We start from the raw sequence: 17,302 nt of genomic DNA, 5'->3' as shown, positions 1-17,302 counted from the left end.
TTTACGGGTGGACCGATACTCCGGAGAGCCCGATCCTGCCAGTGCCCGTGCGCTGGACGCGTACGTAGCGGGCATCGGCCGCGATCTCCACCAGCGTCGGACGAAGCACCCTGCCCGGCAGGTTCACCCGCTTCGCGTCCGACAGGTCGGCCGCCGTGGCGACGATCACCTCGACGTCGGCCGTGCTCATCGAGGCGTCGTTCCAGAGCTCGACCGAGCCGATCCGCTGGACCGAGCCGAGGTCGACCTGCCACCACGAGCCCTGCTGGCTGAGGGTCCTGGTGTCGGTCGTGGTGGAGCCGTCGAGCGCTCGGGCGGCCTCGGCCGTACCGTCGGTGGAGGACTGGGTGGCGGGCCTGCCGCGGGCCAGGTCGGGCGCGAGCTGCTCGACCGCGCCGCCGGGGGTCGCGCCCGCGGCCTGGGCCACCTGGATCGCGTCCTCCGGCAGGCTTTCGAGCGCGAGGTGGTTGTCCACCATCTGCGAGCCCCGTCCGGACAGGGCGGGGGCGGTGGTGTCGGTCCAGTTGCCGGTGGCGAGGTTCTCGAGGCCGTATCCGGCCCAGTTGGAGACCCACTTGTAGCCCATGCGGGTCAGCACGTTGCCCTCGACGCGGATGTGCGAGCTCTGCTCGTCGAGGTAGACGCCGTTGCCGTCGCGCTCGGTGTTGCCGTAGGCGGAGCGGTTGATGTAGTTGCCGGAGATGACCGTGCCGGGCTGCGGGCCCTGGGTGTAGATCGCACCGCCGTCGTGCATGTCGAACTCGACCATCATGGCGTCGACGATCCGGTTGCCGGTGATCTTGTTGTCCCGCATGTCGGGGTTGCGGGCCTCCGGCTGATTCCATCCCCAGCCGACGGAGATGCCGGAGTAGGGCAGCTTCTCCAGCGTGTTGTGGTCGACGGACAGCTCGCTCTCGTACCCGGCCCAGACGCCCACCGCGTCGGTGTACTCCACGCCGATGTGCGTGATCATGTTGCGGGCGACCGTATTGCGCTCGCCGCGCAGCTCGGCGGGTGGGCTGGGCTCGGTGTCGCCGACGTAGACCGCGCCGGAGGACAGGTCGGTGAAGGTGGAGCCGGTGACCGCCGAGTCCTTGGTGCCCTTCTCCAGGATGATCCCCGCGCCGCCGAGCCTGGCGAAGGCGCTGTTCTCCACCGTGACCCGCTGCCCGCCCCGCACCACGACCGCGGCGGCGGGCTTGGTGTAGTAGCGGCCCGCGTGGTCGACCGGCCCCGTGGCGCCGGTCAGCGTGAGGCCCGCCTGCATGCCCGCGTAGCCCTCGTTGGTGTTCGGCTGCAGGTAGGCGGCGTGCTCGAAGCCCAGGCCCGAGACCTTCACGCCGCTCGCGCCCTCGATCCGCAGCAGCGTCTCGCGGGCCGGGATGATCACGTCGCTGAGGTCCTCGCCCTGCCTGGGCAGGTAGGTGACCGTACGGCCGGCACGGTCGTAGACGAACTCGCCCGGCTGGTCGAGCAGTTCGAGCGCGTTCTCGAAGAAGGAGACCTTGGTGTAGCGGCCGGAGTCGACGGTCGTGGTGTCCCACGCGGGGCCGGTGCGGTTGGTGCCGCTGGCGGAGTTGGCCCAGCACGGCTGGGCGAAGGTGATCAGATCGCCCTCGACCTTGTCGATCGCGCAGTGGTAGTTGCGCCAGCGGACCCTGATCACGGCCTCGGCGTTGGCAGGCGCCTTCCACGCGGCGATCCCGCTCTTGACGGCGCCGGTCATGCCGGTCTTCGTGGCGTCGCAGACGCTGGCAGGACAGGCCTCGCCGCGGGCGCGGATCGCCCTGACGCCGCCGACGAACAGCTGCCTGGGGACCACGCCGTCAGGGGCCTGGGCGACCCAGAAGGCGCCCTCCTGCTTCCACCCGGTGATCGGCACGCCGCCCGACAGCACGGGCCTGGCGCCAGGAGCGGCGGTCCAGGTGACGGTGTGCCCGCCGGGGCCGGAGTCGCGGGCGTCGAGGACCAGCGGCTCGGCCATGCGGTAGACGCCGCCGGTCAGACGGACCTCGATGTCGCGGTTCATGCCACCCGCGATGGCCGCGCGGACCTTGTCCCTGGCCGTCTCCAGCGAGCAGGGATTGGTGTGGTTGCAGGCGCTGCTCGTGGCGTCGGGGGCGGCGTAGTAGACCTTGGGGCCGGGAGCGGCCTGGGCGATCCCGGTTAACGGTAGCGAGAGCAGGGCGGTCAGAGCCAGCAGGCGTCTCATGAGATCTCCAGTGGGGGGTTCTTCTCGCCGTAGAGCCAGGCGCGCAGGAACGCGTCCAGGTCGGCACGGTGGGTCGTCTTCACGGCGTGGGCGATGAAGTCCTCGGTGGAGGCGTTGCCGTCCTTGTTGCGTTGCACCCAGCGGCGCATGACGCGGTCGAAGTCGCGCGCGCCGATCTCCTTCTGGAGGGCGTAGAGGACGAGCGCGCCGCCGTCGTAGATGTTGTAGCCGCCCAGGCCCTTGGGCTTGCCGGGCGGGCCGTCCTTGGCGCGGACCGCGTCGAGCTTGCCGTACACGGTCCGCATCTTGTCGGCGACCTTCTCCCCGCCCTTCTCCTCGGCCCACACGGCCGCGTAGTAGACCGCGGGGCCCTCGTTCAGCCAGGCGTCCTGCCAGGTGGCAGGCGTGACCGAGTCGCCGAACCACTGGTGGACCAGCTCGTGGACCATCGTGTTGGAGTAGGTGGGCCTGGTGAACCAGCCGGTGCCGAACAGGGAGAGGGTCTGGTTCTCCAGGGCGTCGGTGTAGCCCGGGTAGATGTGGATGCCGTAGGTGGAGAAGGGGAAGCGGCCGAACCTGGCCTCGGCCCACTCGATCTGGCCGGCCGTCTCGGCGGCGATCGGGCCGTAGACGCCTTCCTGCCCCTGCGGGACGACGTGGCGCAGCAGCAGGCCGTGGGGGCCGGTGCCGTACAGGTAGGCGCCCTTGACCACGGCCAGGCCGAGCAGCTCCGGCGGCATCGGCTCGCGCTCCTCGAAGCGCCAGACGTCGCCCTCCTTGGCGGCCAGCTCGCCGTTGGCGGTGGCGACGTAGCCGTCGGGCACCTTCACGCGGAAGGTCCACGTGGCCTTGTCGGAGGGATGGTCGTTGACGGGAAAGAAGGTGTCGGCCCTGCTGGCCTGCGCGGCGGCGGCGAACCCGCCGTCGGGACCGAACCGCCAGCCGGTGAGCCCGGCGCGCGGGGCCTTGCCGTTGCCGCGGAGCGTCACCGTGGCAGTGAACGGGCGGTGCTCACGCAGCGGCTCGACGGGGGTGACCGTCAACTCCTGGCCGGTACGGCCCGGCGCGAGCGCCCACGTGGCGGGGCGGCCGTCGACGGTGACGGACTCGATCGTGTGACCGTCGGTGTCGAGGTTGAACGACGACAGGTCCTGCACGGCCGTGGCCCTGATCGTCACGGTGGCGGTGAAGTCGTAGCTGATGGGGGTGAAGTCGAAGGAGACGTCGTAGTGGCGGACGTTGTAGCCGCCGTTGCCGAGGTCGGGGTAGAGCGGGTCGCCCACGCCGGGCGCCCCAGGGGTGGGGCTGGCGCTGGCGGGTGATGCGAGGCCGCCCGCCGCCAGGGCGGCGAGGGCCAGGGTCGCGATCGTTCGCTTCATGGGGGGTGTCACACCAATCGTCGGGGACGGCTCAGCTGGTGCCGCCGGTCTTCTGGATGACGCTCTCGAACTCGGCGCGGATCTTGTCGCCGCCCTGCGCCTTCCAGTCCTTGATGAGCTGGTCGAGGTCGGACACAGGGGCTCGACCGGCGATGATCGAGGTGACCCTGTCGGATCGCATCGTGTGGAGCGACTCGTACTTGTTCTCTTCCGTCGGCGAGAACAGACCGCTGGTCGGGTCGGCCACGCCCACGGCGATCATCTTGGCCAGCGCCTCGTGGACGAGCGTGACGGCCTCCTTCGAGGAGGCGTCGAAGACCGGCTGGGTCGGGGCCGCCAGATACTTCCACGGCACCGTGGTGTCCTTGGCGCCCTGCTCGGTCAGCACCGGGTTGCCCTTGTCGTCACGGGTGTGATCAGTGCCTTCGAGGCCGTACTGGATGAGCGTGTACTCCTCGCTGCCGAACGGCGAGGCGAAGAAGTCGGCGACGCGGAGGGTCTCCTTGACCTTGGCCTGGTCCGCCTTCTTCACGAGATTGAAGGCGAAGACGATGTTGTTGAGATGGGCCACGGCCTTGTCGCCGATGGGAAGCATCGGCCGGGGATCGGCCTTGGGGTCGATCTTCTTCTGGGTCTGGAGGTAGCCGGTGGGGCCGAGGAAGGCAGGCATGCCGTCGGAGGTCATCGCGGCACGTCCGGCGTTGAACTCGTTCTTGCGCTTGAGCGAGTCGAAGCCTTCCGAGCCCGGGTAGATGACGCCCGCCTCGCGCAGCTTGCGGGTGTACTCGACGGCGGCACGGTATTCGTCGGTTTCGATGGCATGGGTGAGCTTGCCGGTGACCTGGTCCAGCCGCCATTCGTATGGCACGCCGAAGAGCTGCTGGAAGATCGCCATACCGAACAGGCCGCCGGTCGCCGTGACCAGGCCCCAACGCCTGTCCTTGGGACTGGTCACCGTCTTGAGCGCCTCCGCCAGCCGGTCGAGATCGGTGATCTGCGTCAGGTCACCGATGCCGGCCGCGGCGAACAGGTCGGCCCGGTAGAAGCCGAGTCCGCCCACCATGTTGCGCGGGATCGGGATGCCGTAGAGCTTGCCCGCGACGATGCCCTCCTTCCAGAACACCTCGGGGATGGCGGCCAGGTTCGGGTACTCCTTGACCGCGTCGCCGCCCAGGAACGGCGTCAGGTCGGCGCACTGGCTGGCCACGAAGGCAGGCAGGTTGTTGACGCCCTGCGTGGCGACATAGGGGAACAGGTCGGGCAGGTTGCCGCCGGCGACCATGGTGTTGAACTTCGTCGGCCAGTCGGCCTCCGGCACGATCATCAGCTCGGCCTTGCCGCCGAGCCGCTTCTCGATCTCCTGCCACGCGGCGTTCTGCTCGCGGGGCGGGGGCGGCGGCAGGAAGGTCTTGGAGGCCATCGTCACCGTGCCGCCCGACATCGGCGGCTTGGCCACCGCCTTGAACAGCTCCTTCGGATAGGTGAAGTAGCCCTCGGGCACGCCTGCCGCCGTGCCGGGAAGGTCGGGCTTGGCCGCGCCGGTCAGCGGCACGTAGGTCGGCAGCTTGATGGTCAGGCCCTGCGCCTTGGTGGCGGGGGCGGCGCCCGAGCCGCCTCCGCAGGCGGCCAGCAGGGGGGAGAGGGCGGCGCCCGCGGTGGCGGTCGCGCCGAGGCGGAGGAGTCCGCGCCTGGACAGGTTCATGGTCGGTCCTTCGGGGGTGGCCTTCGGGGGTGGAGGGTCTGCTCAGCCCTTGATCGCGCCGGTGAGCACGCCCTTGGTGAAGTAGCGCTGCAGGAAGGGGTAGACGAGGAGGATCGGGACAATGGCGACGACGAGCACGGCCATCTGGATCGCCTGCACGGGAGCGGGAGCCTCGGTGCCCACGGCGCTCTCCAGCGTCCTGCCCTGCAGGATGAAGGTGCGCAGGATGTTCGGCAGCGGGTGGCGGTCGGCGTCGTCGATGTAGAGCAGGGCGTTGAAGAAGTTGTTCCAGTAGGCGACGGCGTAGAACAGCGACACCACCGCGATCACCGCCTTCGACAGCGGGAGCACGATGCGCACCAGGATCCGCAGGTCGCCCGCGCCGTCCATGCGGGCACTCTCCAGCAGCTCGCCCGGCAGGTTCATGAAGAACGAGCGCAGCACCACCAGATTGAAGGCGCTGACCAGGCTGGGCAGGATGAGCGCGCCGAAGGTGTTGAGCAGGCCGAGCTGGTTGACCAGCAGGAAGTTGGCGATGATGCCGGGGTTGAAGAGCATGGTGAACAGCGCGATCATCAGAATCCACTTCGACCCGGTGACCTCGCGGCGGCTCAGGCCGTACGCCATGCCGATCGTGGCGGTGACGCTGGCCAGCGTGCCGAGCCCGGTCACCAGCACGCTCACCAGGAGGGCGCGGGTGACCGTACCGCCGTCGAAGACCGCCCGGTAGGCGTCGAGCTGCGGCGAGGTCGGCAGCAGGACGAACCCGCTGCTTCTGGCGATCTCCACCTCCGACGACAGGCTGGTGCCGAGGACGCCGACGAACGGATAGATCACCAGCAGCGTGATCGCGGTGATGACGACCGCCTTCAGGCCCGCGCCGAGCCTGGAGGGCTGCTCCATCCACGCGGGACGGTCACTTGCCCGCATTGCGGTACACCCCCTCGTGGCCCAGCAGGTGCGCCACCTTGTTGGCGCCGAGCACCAGCGCGGCGCCGACGACCGCCTTCACCAGGCCGACGGCCGCGGCCGGACCCCACTGGCCGTCCTGGACGCCGTTGAAGTAGACGAACGTGTCGAGCACCTCGCCCGACTCGGGCCCCACCGCGTCGCGCTGGAGCAGGATCTGCTCGAACCCGACCGACAGGATGCTGCCGAGGTTGAGGATGAGCAGCAGGATGATGATCGGTGTGATGCCCGGCAGCGTGACGTGCCACAGCCTGCGCCATCGGCCCGCGCCGTCCATCGCCGCCGCCTCGTACAGCTCGGCGGGGATCGACAGCAGCGCGGCCAGGAAGATGATCGTGCCCCAGCCGCAGTCCTTCCAGATGACCTGCAGGGTGACCAGCAGCGGGAAGGTGTCGGGGTCGGTCATCATGTCGTAGCGCGGCAGGCCGACGCTCTCCAGGACGTTCGGAAGCACGCCCGCGCCGCCGATGATCTGCTGGAAGATCGAGACGATGATCACCCAGCCGATGAAGTGCGGCAGGTAGACCACGCTCTGCACGAACCTGCGCAGTTTCTCGCTGACGACGCTGTTGAGCAGCAGAGCCAGCGCGATCGGGGCGGGGAAGAAGAGCACCAGCTGGGTGAGCGTGATGCGCAGGGTGTTGCCCACCGCGTCCCAGAACCGGGGGTCGCCCAGCATGGTCGCGAAGTTCTGCAGGCCGATCCACTGGCTGTCGAGGAAGCCGACGTACGGCTGGTAGTCCTGGAAGGCCGCCACGTAGCCGAAGAGCGGGACGTAGTGGAAGACCAGGAAGTACACCAGGCCGGGCAGGGTGAGCAGCAGCATGACCCGGTCCCGCCAGAGGCGTTTCCTGAGCGGCAGGCGCTTGGGCGCGACCGCTGGGGTTTCGGGTCTGGTACGGCGGGCCGTTCCTGATCCGACGGCTTCGAGGGGAGTCGTCATGCGTGGTCCTTCCGGTTGGCGTGACCGTAGTAAGCGCTTTCTCGATTCGTCAAGGGGGTAGCGCTAGCTTGACGGCAGATCCGGAGAAGACTTAGCGTGCGGCCCACGTTCTCGATAGAACGCGCTTACTATCATGGGCACCTGGGAATTTCGACGTTGCGGGGAGCGTGATGTGACGGTCATGGACGTGCGGCTCAGACCGCGTACCGTCCTGGCGATGGCGCCGGGAGTGCGCGAGCAGGTCTTCGCCGGGGGTGCGCTCGACCGGCTCGCCGAGCTGGCCGACCTCCACGACGACGTCCTGCACGACCTGTCGGCCGTGGCCGCCGTGCGGGCGCTCGCCGAGGCGGAGGTGCTGGTCACCGGGTGGGGCTGCCCGCCGCTCGGAGCCGAACTGCTCGACCGGGCGCCCGGGCTGCGGCTCATCGCCCACGCCGCGGGGACGGTCAAGACGTTCCTCGACCCCGCCCTGCTGGAGTGCGGCGTGCGCGTGTCGAGCGCGGCCGACGCCAACGCCGTACCCGTGGCCGAGTTCACCTACGCGGCCATCGTCTTCGGGGCGAAACGCGCCTTCACCATGGCGCACCGATACCGGGAGCACGGCACGAAACGCGACTTCACCGGCATCCCGTGGCTGGGAGCGCGCCGGATCACCGTCGGCGTGGTCGGCCTGTCGCGGATCGGGCGGCGGGTCGTCGACCTGCTGCGCGGGCTCGAGGCCGAGATCCTCGTCTACGACCCCTACGCCGACCCCGTCGAGGTGGCGGCCATGGGCGCGAACCTGGTCGACCTCGACACACTGGCCCGCCGCTCGCACGTCGTGACCCTCCACGCGCCGAGCACGCCGGAGACCTACCGGATGCTGGACCGCTCCCTGCTGGCCACGCTCATGGACGGCGCGGTCGTGGTCAACACCGCCAGAGGCACGCTGATCGACACCGAGGCCCTGCTGGAGGAGGTCGCGAGCGGACGGCTGGACGCGATACTTGATGTCAGCGACCCCGAGCCGCTGCCCGCCGGGCACCCGCTGTTCGGGCTGCCGAACGTCTTCCTCACCCCGCACCTGGCGGGCGCGCAGGGAAACGAGCTCGGCAGGCTGGCCGACTCCACGGTCGAGGAGGTGGCCAGATACTGCGCGGGGCTGCCGCTGCTGCACGAGATCAGGCTCGACGCGCTCGACCGAATGGCATGATCTTGACAAGGGTAAGGAGGAGCCGGTGACCGAGATGAGCTCGGCGACCATCGCCGACGTGGCCAGACGGGCCGGCGTCTCCAGCGCGACCGTCTCCAGGGTGATCAACCGCAACTACCCGGTCGCGACGTCCACGAGGGAGCGGGTCGAGGCGGCCATCGCCGAGCTTGGCTACGTCGCCAACGCCCACGCCAGAGCGCTGGCCGGAGCCACCAACAGGACCGTCGGGATCATCATCGACGACGTGGTCGCCCCGTTCTACGCCTACATCGCCAGAGGCGTCGAACGCGAGGCGACCAGGCACGGCCGGCTGTGCATGGTGTGCTGCACGCAGGGCAGCCACAAGCAGGAGCTCGCCTTCATCGACCTGCTGCACGAACAGCGCGCCGACGCGGTCGTCCTGGTCGGCGGGGCACACGAGGACCGCGCCTACGCGGCCGAGGTCGGCCGCAGGGCCCGCGCGCTGCACGCCGCCGGCTCGACGCTGGTGCTGTGCGGGCGGCCCTCGCTGGGCGACGACGTGCCGACCAAGGTCGTGGAGTACGACAACGAGGGCGGCGCCTTCGCGATCACCGACTACCTGATCATGCAGGGGCACCGCAGGATCCTGTTCCTCGGTGGGCTCTCCTCGCTGTCCACGACGATCGCCCGCCTGGCCGGGCATCGCAGGGCGCTGGAGATGCGCGGGCTGCCGCAGGCCAAGGAGCTGGTGCACACCGGGGACTTCAGCCGCAGGTTCGGCTACAACAAGATCAGGGAGCTGCTGGCCGAACGGCTCGACTTCACCGCCGTCTTCGCGGCCAACGACACCGTCGCGGCCGGGGTCATGCAGGCGCTGGAGCAGGCGGGCGTGTCCGTGCCCGGGCAGATGTCCGTCGTCGGCTACGACGACGTGCCGGTGGCTCAGGAGCTGCGCCCGCAGCTGACGACCGTGCGGATCCCGCTGGAGGAGATGGGGCGGCAGGCCGTACGGCTGGCGCTGGGCGTGGCGGACGAGGGCGACTACCTGGCGCCCGTGCAGACGTCCACGCGGGTCGGGACCACGGTCGTGGTGCGCGGGACTGTAGCAAGCGCTTACTGAGCTTCTGGCGCTGAGCAGCATAGAAAGACGTAGAAAGATTCTCAGGGCCTTGACTCGCGATAGAAAGCGCTTACATGCTGCGGTCATGACGACCACCCCCCTTTCGCGTCGCGGCTTCCTCGGCGCGGCCAGTGCCGGCGCCGTCCTGCTCGGCTCCTCCGCCGCCTACGCCTCCGCCTCCGCCCCCGCCTCGGCCCGAGGTGCCGCTTCGGCCCGCCGTACCTTGGTATTGCGGGCCCGGCCCAGCGCGGAGAGCGAGCGGCTGCGGCTCCAGCAGGCCCTCGGGACCACGAACTTCCACCCCAGCGGCGTCTACCTGCCCGCGGCGAGCCCGCTGACCGTCCAGGTCGACGCGCGGGACGGCCTGCTGCCCACCCTGCACGTGGGCGCCCCCGACACCCACGCCGACGTCACCTACAAGAACCCGCGCGCCTACCCGCTGACCTCGGGCGTCAACACGATCACCGACCCCGGCGGCGGCATGGTCTACCTGTCGCTGATCGGCGCCGGGCAGAAGGCGAAGGTGAAGTTCCTCCAGGGCGGGACGCCGGTGCCGACCTTCATGATGGGCGAGACGAGCGAGTCGGCCTTCCAGTCACAGCTCGACACGCTGACCGCCGCGCCCCAGGTCGAGCTGGTCTCGCCGTACGGGATCGTCACCGTGACCAGGGACGGCATGCTCGCCTGGCGCGAGCAGGATCACCACGGGCTGCTCACCCTCCTCGAGACGATCATCTCCTCGCACGCGGCGATCGCCGGACTCAGCGCGCACGAGCGCAGCCCGCTGTCGTTCCACCTGGTGGAGGCGCCGCGGATGCCGACAGGGGCGGGCGCGTACGCCACCCACGGCTGGACCGCCTACCCGCGCACCTACCTCGACCGGCTGCTCACCGTGGAGGGGCTGCGGACCAGGGGATGGGGCGTGTACCACGAGCTCGGACACCAGCACCAGCAGATGGCCTACAAGCCGACCGACCTCACGGAGGTCACGGTCAACATCTACTCGCTGGCCGCGCAGCGGACGCTCGGGCAGCCGTCGAACCTCACCAAACCGGACGCGAAGACGGGGCTGACGCCGTACCAGAGCGCGCTGCCGAAGCTTCCCAGCCCGACTTTCGCCTTCGGCGCCTACGAGAAGCTGGTGCCGTTCCGGCAGTTGGAACTGGCCTTCGGGGACGACTTCTGGCCGCGGTTGCATCGGCTGGTGCGCGAGGAACGGCCCGCGTCGGAGTGGACGGAGACGGCCAAGCGGTGGGGGTACCTGGCGCTGTACACGTCGCGGACGGCTGGACGGGATCTGAGCGGGTTCTGGACGCGGTGGGGGGCGCCGGTGCCTCCCGAGTACCTGGCGCAGGTGGCCGCCCTGGGGCTGCCCGCGCCCGACGTCGACCCGAGCACCCTGACGGAGTAGGAACCCCGCCCATGCACCCCTCTTCCCCGCCACCGGTCCCCACGCCATCCCAAACCCACACCTCGACCCGACCGCCCACCCCCACCCTGGACCAGCAACCACCGACCCACGGCCCCGCCGAACCGGGTGATCCGACGCGAGCCCGAGCACCCATCCCCACGTCAGCCCCCACCTCAGCCCAGCCGCCCACCCTCACGGTGGCGGGCACCACCTCCGGCACGGATCGGCGGGGCTTCCTCGGGCTCGCCGGCGGGCTCGCCGCGTTCCTCCTCCCTCAAGGCCCGTTGTCCACAGCCCCAGGAGCCGGTCCCACGTTTTCCACAGAACCGCGCTCGGTCTCCACCACCCCGACCCCGATCAGCCAGACTTCCGGCGTGACCGAGTTCGCCACCCTCCGCGCCAAGGCCACCGCGATGCTCACCGGCGCCCCCTTCGACCCCGCCGACCCCGCCTTCGCGGCGCCCCTCGCGCGGCTCGACGCCTCGGCCGCCACCCTCCGTGACACCCTCGACCTCTCGCCCGGCCGTGCCTCCCTCTGGCCCGACCTCCCCCTCAAGGGCGCCTCGGGCGACATCTCCAGCAGCCACCAGCGCCTGCGCACCCTCGCCGCCGCCTGGGCGACCCCCGGCTCGAAGCTCCACCACGACACCCAGCTCACGACCGACCTCCTCAGCGCCCTCGACTTCCTCTACACCCGCGCCTACAACGAGACGAAGCGAGAAGTCGGCAACTGGTGGCACTGGGAGATCGGCGCCCCCAGAGCCCTGATCGACACGTGCCTGCTGATGTACGACGTCATCACCCCCGAGCAGCGCGCCGCGTGGATCCGGGCGATCGACCGCTTCTGTCCCAACCCCGACCGCCGAACCAACCTCACCAACTTCTCCGAAACCGGCGCCAACAGGGCCGACAAGGCGCTCATCGTCGCCCTGCGCGGAATCGTCGGCGACGACGCCGCCAAGGCCGCGCTGGCCCGCGACGGGCTGTCCGACATCCGCGACGCGGGGCGCAACACCCTCTTCGGCTACGTCACCTCCCGCGACGGCTTCTACGCCGACGGCTCGTTCGTGCAGCACGACATCGTCGCCTACACCGGCTCCTACGGCGTCGTGCTGCTCCAGTCGGTCAGCGCCGTGCTCGGCCTGCTCGGCGGATCGAGCTGGGAGGTCACCGACCCCAGGAGGGCGGTGATCCTCGACGCCGTCGAGCGGACGTTCGCGCCGTGGATCCACGACGGCCTCATGATGGACAGCGTCAGGGGCAGGGCGGTCTCCCGCGCCGCCAACCGCGACCACGACGCCGGGCGTGCCACGGTCGACGCGGTGCTCCAGCTCGCGACCGGCGCGCCCGAGCCGTACGCGGCCAGGTTCAAGGCGCTGGCCAAGGGCTGGATCAGCAGGGGCAGGTTCGTCGAGGGCGCGGGCATCGCGGCCACGGCACGGGCACGCGCCGTTCTCGACGACCCCGCGCTCACCGCCGCGCCCCGCCCGGTCGGCCATCACGTGTTCGCCGACATGGACCGCGTCGCGCACCGCCGTCCCCACTGGTCGTTCGCCCTCAGCCTCGACTCCAAGCGGATCGCCGGCTACGAGTGCGGCAACGGCGAAAACTACCGGGCCTGGTACCAAGGCGACGGCGTCACCTACCTCTACACCGACCTCGACCACTACAGCGCCGACTACTGGCCGACCGTCAACTCCTACCGGTTGCCCGGCACCACGGTCGACACTCGGCCGCGCGATCCTGCGGTCTCCGTGAGCGGCACCGGCGCCTTCCGCCCGGCCAACGCGTGGGCCGGGGGCGCCGTTCTGGGCGGGTACGGCGTGGCGAGCCTCGAGCTCATGGCCATGGGCACCACGCTCACCGCCAGGAAGAGCTGGGTGTGCCTCGACGACGCGGTGGTCTGCCTGGGCGCGGGCATCACCAGCACCGACGGCAGGGCGATCGAGACCATCGTCGACAATCGCGGCACCTCCGGGGCGTTGACCGTCGACGGCGTCCTCCGGCAGGGCAGCGAGGCGTCGTCCACCGCGTCCTGGGCTCACCTGGAGGGCATGGGCGGCTACGTCTTCCCCGGCGGCGCGCCGCTGCGCACGTTGCGCGAGGTCCGCACCGACACCTGGAGGGCGATCAACGACGGCGGCGACACCGGCGGCACCGGCGGTCCTGTGTCGCGGGAGTACGTCACGCTCTGGTTCGACCACGGCGCCAACCCGTCGGGAGCGAGCTACGCCTACGTCCTGCTCCCCGGCGCGACGGCCGCGCAGACCGCCGCCTACTCAGGCGTCGAGATCCTCGCCAACACCGCCGAGGTCCAGGCGATCTCGACCAAGCAGGGCAAGGACCGGCTGTTCGCCGCCACCTTCTGGGCGGCGGGCGCGGCCGGCGGCGTCACCGCTTCGGCTCCCTGCGCCGTCCTCGTACGGCGGGCAGGCGACCGCGTCTCGGTGGCCGTCTCCGACCCCAGCCGCACGGTCGACACCGTCACGCTCACCCTCGACCACCCAGCCCACGGTGTGACCAGCGCCGACGACACGGTGACCGTGCGACCGGGCAAGAACCCCACGATCACCGTCACCCTGGCCGGATCACGCGGCCATACCCACACGGCCGAGCTCACCGTCGGCCGCCATCGAGAAGGTTAGCCATGACCCCTCCATACCTGTCCCTGCCGCCTACCGACCGGCTGCTCTCGCCGCGCACCGGCTGGACGCGTGCCCACTGGGAGACGCTGACCGACCACCTGCTCGACTCGGTCGTGCCGTACGCGTCGCCGGGTTTCGCCCAGTACCGGCTCCCGGGTCGAGCCAGTTGGTCGGGGGTAGCGCTCGACGGTTTGGAGGGGTTCGCCCGCACGTTCCTCGCCGCCGCGTTCCGCATCGCGGGCGCGCGCGGCCAGGTCGAGCCCGCGCTGATCGAACGCTACGCCACCGGCCTGGCCAGCGGCACCGACCCCGCGAGTGGCGAGGCGTGGCCCACGCTGACCGACTGCTCCCAGCAGATGGTCGAGGCCGCCTCCATCGCGGTGGGGCTGCACGAGTCGCGACCGTGGCTGTGGGACCAACTCCCCTCCGACGTGCGCGAACGGGTCGTCACCTGGCTGAGCGGGTTCGTCGGGAAGCGCACGTGGGACAACAACTGGATGCTGTTCCAGACCGTCAGCGAGGAGTTCGTGAAGTCGGTCGGCGGGCCGTACGAACAGGACGAGATCGACAGAGGCCTCGAGCGGATCGAAGACTGGTACGTCGGCGACGGCTGGTACACCGACGGCGGCACCCGCAACTTCGACTACTACGGCGGCTGGGCGCTCCACCTGTATCCCCTGCTGTGGACACGCATGTCGGGCGACACCGATCGCGCCAAGCTCTACCGCGGCCGCCTGAGCGAATTCCTCACCACGTATCAGCATTTCTTCGGCTCCGACGGCGCTCCCATCCACCAGGGCCGTTCCCTCTGCTACCGCTTCGCCTCGCTCGCCCCCGTCTGGCTCGGCGCCCTGGTCGACGCCACCCCGCTCGCCCCCGGCCAGACCAGGAAACTCGCCTCGTCCGTCGCCCGCCACTTCGCCGAACGCGGCGTCCCCGACCGGCGCGGGCTGCTCTCCCTGGGCTGGTACGACACCTTCCTGCCCACCACCCAGGCGTACTCGGGGCCCGCCTCGCCGTACTGGGCGTCCAAGGGCCTGCTCGGGCTGCTGCTCCCACCTGACCACCCGGTGTGGACCTCTCGCGAACAGATGCTCACCATCGACGAGCACGACCTCACCGTGGCCATTCCCACCACCGGCCTGCTCCTCCACGGCACCCGCCACGACGGCATCGTCCGCCTGGTCAACCATGGCAGCGATCACGGCGCGCCACCCGACGATCCCCACTACGCCAAGCTCGCCTACTCCACCCGCACCGCTCCCGAATCCGCCGAACACGCCTGGACCAGGAACGTCGACAACCACCTCGCCCTGCTCTCCCCCGGCGGCAGCCCATCCCCCCGCGGCGCCATCCACCCCCTGACCTGCGCCGACCGCACCGCCTCGTCCTACTCGGAGACCCCCGACGGCACCCGCATCACCACAACCTCGATCGTCCGCGGCCCCTGGGAAATCCGCATCCACGAGATCGCCACGCCCCCCGAACACTCCCCCGCAGCCGTCGAGCCGACCTCTCCCCTCGTGCCCAGCACGACGGTGCGAGAAGGCGGCTCCACGCCCCTCGAACCCGCGGCCGTCGAGCCGACCTCTCCCTCCGTGCCCGGCACGACGGTGCGAGAAGGCGGCTACGCCGTCTCCGACGCCTCGCCACCCGCCGCCGTCACCGGCCCCGGGTGGGCGCTGGCCCGCCGTACAGACGGGCTCACCTCAGCGATCATCGGCCTGTACGGCTGGCAGCATGCGAGTGTGTCCCGCGACGTCGAGTCGAACGCCTTCGGACCACACTCAGCGGTTCCCTGCCTGCACGCGGACACGCCTGGCATCCATGTCTCGCTCGTCGTGCTGTCGGGCGACGCCGTCCACCCCTCCGCCCTCCGCGACGCCATCACGGTCGACGTGTCACCCGAAACGATCACGATCGCCTTCCCCGACGGCGACCACCACACCCACCCCTTGCCCCACCCCGCTCCGCCCACCCAACCTGCTCGACCCACCTGACCCCCTCAACAGCGGCCAGATTCACAAGCCCACCGGCCCGTCACCGCGTGAGGCCCCACAAACTCCCGCGCCCCTCACACACCACAGAACCCACGTAACCCACCGCCCCCAACCACCGAACCCCACACCCCGCGAGGCCCACCAACTCGCCTGATCCTCCCGCTCAACCCCACCGGATCCCCTAGCCGGATCTGACCAGCCGCCATGCCCGACAATCTGGCAGGCGCTGAGAGCCTGTGTTAACGCGCCATCAGAGCGGTGTCAGCGGCGGCAGCCATTGTCTGACTACACGCCGGACGTACGAGGCACCGAAACCACAGCCCCGAGACGTCGTGCGACAGAGAAGCGAAAAGGGGAACGAAATGTCACACGCAACGCTGCCCCATGTGGTCGACGCCCGCATGGAGGAGGCTCGGTCGGACGCAGATCACGCGATGACCACAGCAACGGAAGCCTGCGAGCAGGCGGCCGTCAACGCGACAGCGGCCGAGCGACGGGCCGCCGCCGCGCAGGGTCAGGCTGATCTGCGAGCGATGGTCGAGCAGGTACGAGCGGATGCGCTCGCGGAGGGCCAGGTGGATACCCGGGCGGTCGCAGATCGCGCGCGAGCCGATGCGCTCGCGCAGGCCCAAGAACTCGCCGATGCCCTCGCCGCCCAGGGGGCAGCGATCAAGGCCTGGGCCGCCAACACCGGACACTAGACCGGCCAGAAACGTCGGGAGCGAGTCGAGTGCAGTCAGAAATGCCCCCAATGCGCCCTGCGCGACCTAGGTGAACGGCCGTCATGCGTCGGGAAGGGGCCAACGCCATCCCCGCCCGCGGACGCTGCCGAGCTTGGCGGCCGACCTCGGCAGATCCAGGCTGGGCCGGCCACCTGGTGCGGTGTCCACCAACGTGCATCGGCGTCGGGCTCGGGGGTGCCAAGGTTGACGACCCCCACCGACCCGGCGAAGGTTCGTGGACACCGCACCAGCCGGCCTGCTCACCTGGCCGTTACCAGGGCACCGGGCCGCCCTCGCTGAAGAACCCACCGGTCGGTCCGTCCGCGCCGAGGGTGGCCAGGCGCACCACGACAGCGGCGCCCTGTGCGGTGGTGAGGTACCCGGTGTGGTTGTTGATGTCTGTGTCGACGAAGCCGGGGTCGGCGGCGTTGACCAGGATGCCGTCCTTGCGCAGCTCATTGGCGTACTGCACGGTCAGCGCGTTCAGCGCCGTCTTGGAGGGCGAGTACGCGGCCGACGTCGGCAGCCCCGCCAGCGGGCCGTCCGGAATGCTGTTGATGGTCAGCGACCCGGCGGCGCTGCTGACGTTGACGATGCGCGGCGCCGGCGACCGCCGTAGCAGCGGGAGCAGGGCATTGGTCAGTGCGATCACCCCGAAGACGTTGGTCTCGAACACCGCCCGGACCATGTCCAGGTCGACGGAGCTCGGGACCTGATCGCGAGCGTCTTGGGGCGAGACCTGCCCGGAACCGGTGATGCCGGCGTTGTTGACCAGCACGTCAAGGTGGCCGAAGCGCTCCTCGACCCACCGCGCGGTCTCCTGAACGGTGGCCGGGTCAGTGACGTCCAGGATGACCGCGTGCGCGTCGCCGCCCGCTGCGCGCACCGCCGCGGCGGCCTCCTCACCGCGCCGCGAGTCTCTGGCGCCGATCAGAACCGTCATGCCCAGCGCGGCCAACTGCTCGGCGGTCGCGCGGCCGATCCCCTTGTTCGCCCCAGTGATCAATGCCACCTTCTGGTGTGTGGTGTGCTCGTTCATGACCATG

General features: G+C 70.2%; 12 protein-coding genes. 6 read left to right on the top strand and 6 right to left on the bottom strand.

The window, feature by feature from the left end:
• Position 1: 1 nt before the first annotated feature.
• Genes ACFXJ8_RS06585 through ACFXJ8_RS06565 form a run of 5 tightly spaced genes read right to left on the bottom strand, consistent with a single transcriptional unit; the run spans position 2 to position 7,205 of the window.
• Positions 2–2,212, bottom strand: coding sequence for a right-handed parallel beta-helix repeat-containing protein (locus ACFXJ8_RS06585; protein WP_379642806.1), 2,211 nt, complete (start codon positions 2,210–2,212; stop codon positions 2–4).
• The gene (locus ACFXJ8_RS06580) at positions 2,209–3,591 is read right to left on the bottom strand and encodes a M1 family metallopeptidase (RefSeq protein WP_379642805.1); all 1,383 of its coding nucleotides are present in this window, start codon (positions 3,589–3,591) and stop codon (positions 2,209–2,211) included. Before ACFXJ8_RS06580 ends, ACFXJ8_RS06585 begins: the two co-directional genes overlap by 4 nt.
• Before the next feature lie 31 nt (positions 3,592–3,622).
• Entirely contained in the window at positions 3,623–5,293 is a 1,671-nt protein-coding gene (locus tag ACFXJ8_RS06575; RefSeq protein WP_379642804.1) for a hypothetical protein, read from the bottom strand.
• Between the two features lie 42 nt (positions 5,294–5,335).
• Positions 5,336–6,223 carry a carbohydrate ABC transporter permease gene (locus ACFXJ8_RS06570; RefSeq protein ID WP_379642803.1) on the bottom strand — a complete coding sequence of 296 codons (888 nt, stop codon included), beginning with the start codon at positions 6,221–6,223 and terminating at the stop codon, positions 5,336–5,338.
• Entirely contained in the window at positions 6,210–7,205 is a 996-nt protein-coding gene (locus ACFXJ8_RS06565) for an ABC transporter permease (protein ID WP_379642802.1), read from the bottom strand. Before ACFXJ8_RS06565 ends, ACFXJ8_RS06570 begins: the two co-directional genes overlap by 14 nt.
• A 181-nt stretch (positions 7,206–7,386) precedes the next feature.
• Here ACFXJ8_RS06565 and ACFXJ8_RS06560 point away from each other — a divergent pair, with 181 nt between their 5' ends.
• The 6 genes from ACFXJ8_RS06560 to ACFXJ8_RS06535 all read left to right on the top strand — a co-directional run bounded on the left by ACFXJ8_RS06560 (position 7,387) and on the right by ACFXJ8_RS06535 (position 16,235).
• Positions 7,387–8,397: a hydroxyacid dehydrogenase gene (locus ACFXJ8_RS06560; protein ID WP_379642933.1), complete on the top strand. Its 1,011-nt coding sequence runs from the start codon at positions 7,387–7,389 to the stop codon at positions 8,395–8,397.
• A 34-nt stretch (positions 8,398–8,431) separates the two neighbouring features.
• Complete coding sequence (locus ACFXJ8_RS06555; protein ID WP_379642932.1) at positions 8,432–9,478, top strand: LacI family DNA-binding transcriptional regulator; 1,047 nt, start codon at positions 8,432–8,434, stop codon at positions 9,476–9,478.
• An 85-nt stretch (positions 9,479–9,563) separates the two neighbouring features.
• Positions 9,564–10,889, top strand: coding sequence for a M60 family metallopeptidase (locus ACFXJ8_RS06550; RefSeq protein WP_379642801.1), 1,326 nt, complete (start codon positions 9,564–9,566; stop codon positions 10,887–10,889).
• A gap of 374 nt (positions 10,890–11,263) precedes the next feature.
• Complete coding sequence (locus ACFXJ8_RS06545) at positions 11,264–13,534, top strand: polysaccharide lyase 8 family protein (RefSeq protein WP_379642800.1); 2,271 nt, start codon at positions 11,264–11,266, stop codon at positions 13,532–13,534.
• A 2-nt stretch (positions 13,535–13,536) separates the two neighbouring features.
• The gene (locus tag ACFXJ8_RS06540) at positions 13,537–15,534 is read left to right on the top strand and encodes a DUF2264 domain-containing protein (RefSeq protein ID WP_379642799.1); all 1,998 of its coding nucleotides are present in this window, start codon (positions 13,537–13,539) and stop codon (positions 15,532–15,534) included.
• Positions 15,535–15,896: 362 nt separating this feature from the next.
• Positions 15,897–16,235 carry a hypothetical protein gene (locus ACFXJ8_RS06535; protein ID WP_379642798.1) on the top strand — a complete coding sequence of 113 codons (339 nt, stop codon included), beginning with the start codon at positions 15,897–15,899 and terminating at the stop codon, positions 16,233–16,235.
• 292 nt (positions 16,236–16,527) lie between these two features.
• On the opposite strand, the gene ACFXJ8_RS06530 is transcribed toward ACFXJ8_RS06535, so the two are convergent.
• On the bottom strand, positions 16,528–17,295 hold the full coding sequence (locus ACFXJ8_RS06530) for an SDR family oxidoreductase (protein WP_379642797.1): 768 nt from the start codon (positions 17,293–17,295) through the stop codon (positions 16,528–16,530).
• Between the last annotated feature and the right edge of the window lie 7 nt (positions 17,296–17,302).

The organism is Nonomuraea sp. NPDC059194 (assembly GCF_042754765.1).
Classification (GTDB): Bacteria; Actinomycetota; Actinomycetes; order Streptosporangiales; family Streptosporangiaceae; genus Nonomuraea.
The sequence above is the reverse complement of the archived record's forward strand: the minus strand, read 5'-3'. Positions and strand labels throughout refer to the sequence as shown.

Coding starts and splice junctions, on each gene's coding strand:
- ACFXJ8_RS06585 (WP_379642806.1), bottom strand. CDS start 2,212: ATGAGACGCCTGCTGGCTCTGACCGCCCTGCTCTCGCTACCGTTAACC.
- ACFXJ8_RS06580 (WP_379642805.1), bottom strand. CDS start 3,591: ATGAAGCGAACGATCGCGACCCTGGCCCTCGCCGCCCTGGCGGCGGGC.
- ACFXJ8_RS06575 (WP_379642804.1), bottom strand. CDS start 5,293: ATGAACCTGTCCAGGCGCGGACTCCTCCGCCTCGGCGCGACCGCCACC.
- ACFXJ8_RS06570 (WP_379642803.1), bottom strand. CDS start 6,223: ATGCGGGCAAGTGACCGTCCCGCGTGGATGGAGCAGCCCTCCAGGCTC.
- ACFXJ8_RS06565 (WP_379642802.1), bottom strand. CDS start 7,205: ATGACGACTCCCCTCGAAGCCGTCGGATCAGGAACGGCCCGCCGTACC.
- ACFXJ8_RS06560 (WP_379642933.1), top strand. CDS start 7,387: ATGGACGTGCGGCTCAGACCGCGTACCGTCCTGGCGATGGCGCCGGGA.
- ACFXJ8_RS06555 (WP_379642932.1), top strand. CDS start 8,432: ATGAGCTCGGCGACCATCGCCGACGTGGCCAGACGGGCCGGCGTCTCC.
- ACFXJ8_RS06550 (WP_379642801.1), top strand. CDS start 9,564: ATGACGACCACCCCCCTTTCGCGTCGCGGCTTCCTCGGCGCGGCCAGT.
- ACFXJ8_RS06540 (WP_379642799.1), top strand. CDS start 13,537: ATGACCCCTCCATACCTGTCCCTGCCGCCTACCGACCGGCTGCTCTCG.
- ACFXJ8_RS06535 (WP_379642798.1), top strand. CDS start 15,897: ATGTCACACGCAACGCTGCCCCATGTGGTCGACGCCCGCATGGAGGAG.
- ACFXJ8_RS06530 (WP_379642797.1), bottom strand. CDS start 17,295: ATGAACGAGCACACCACACACCAGAAGGTGGCATTGATCACTGGGGCG.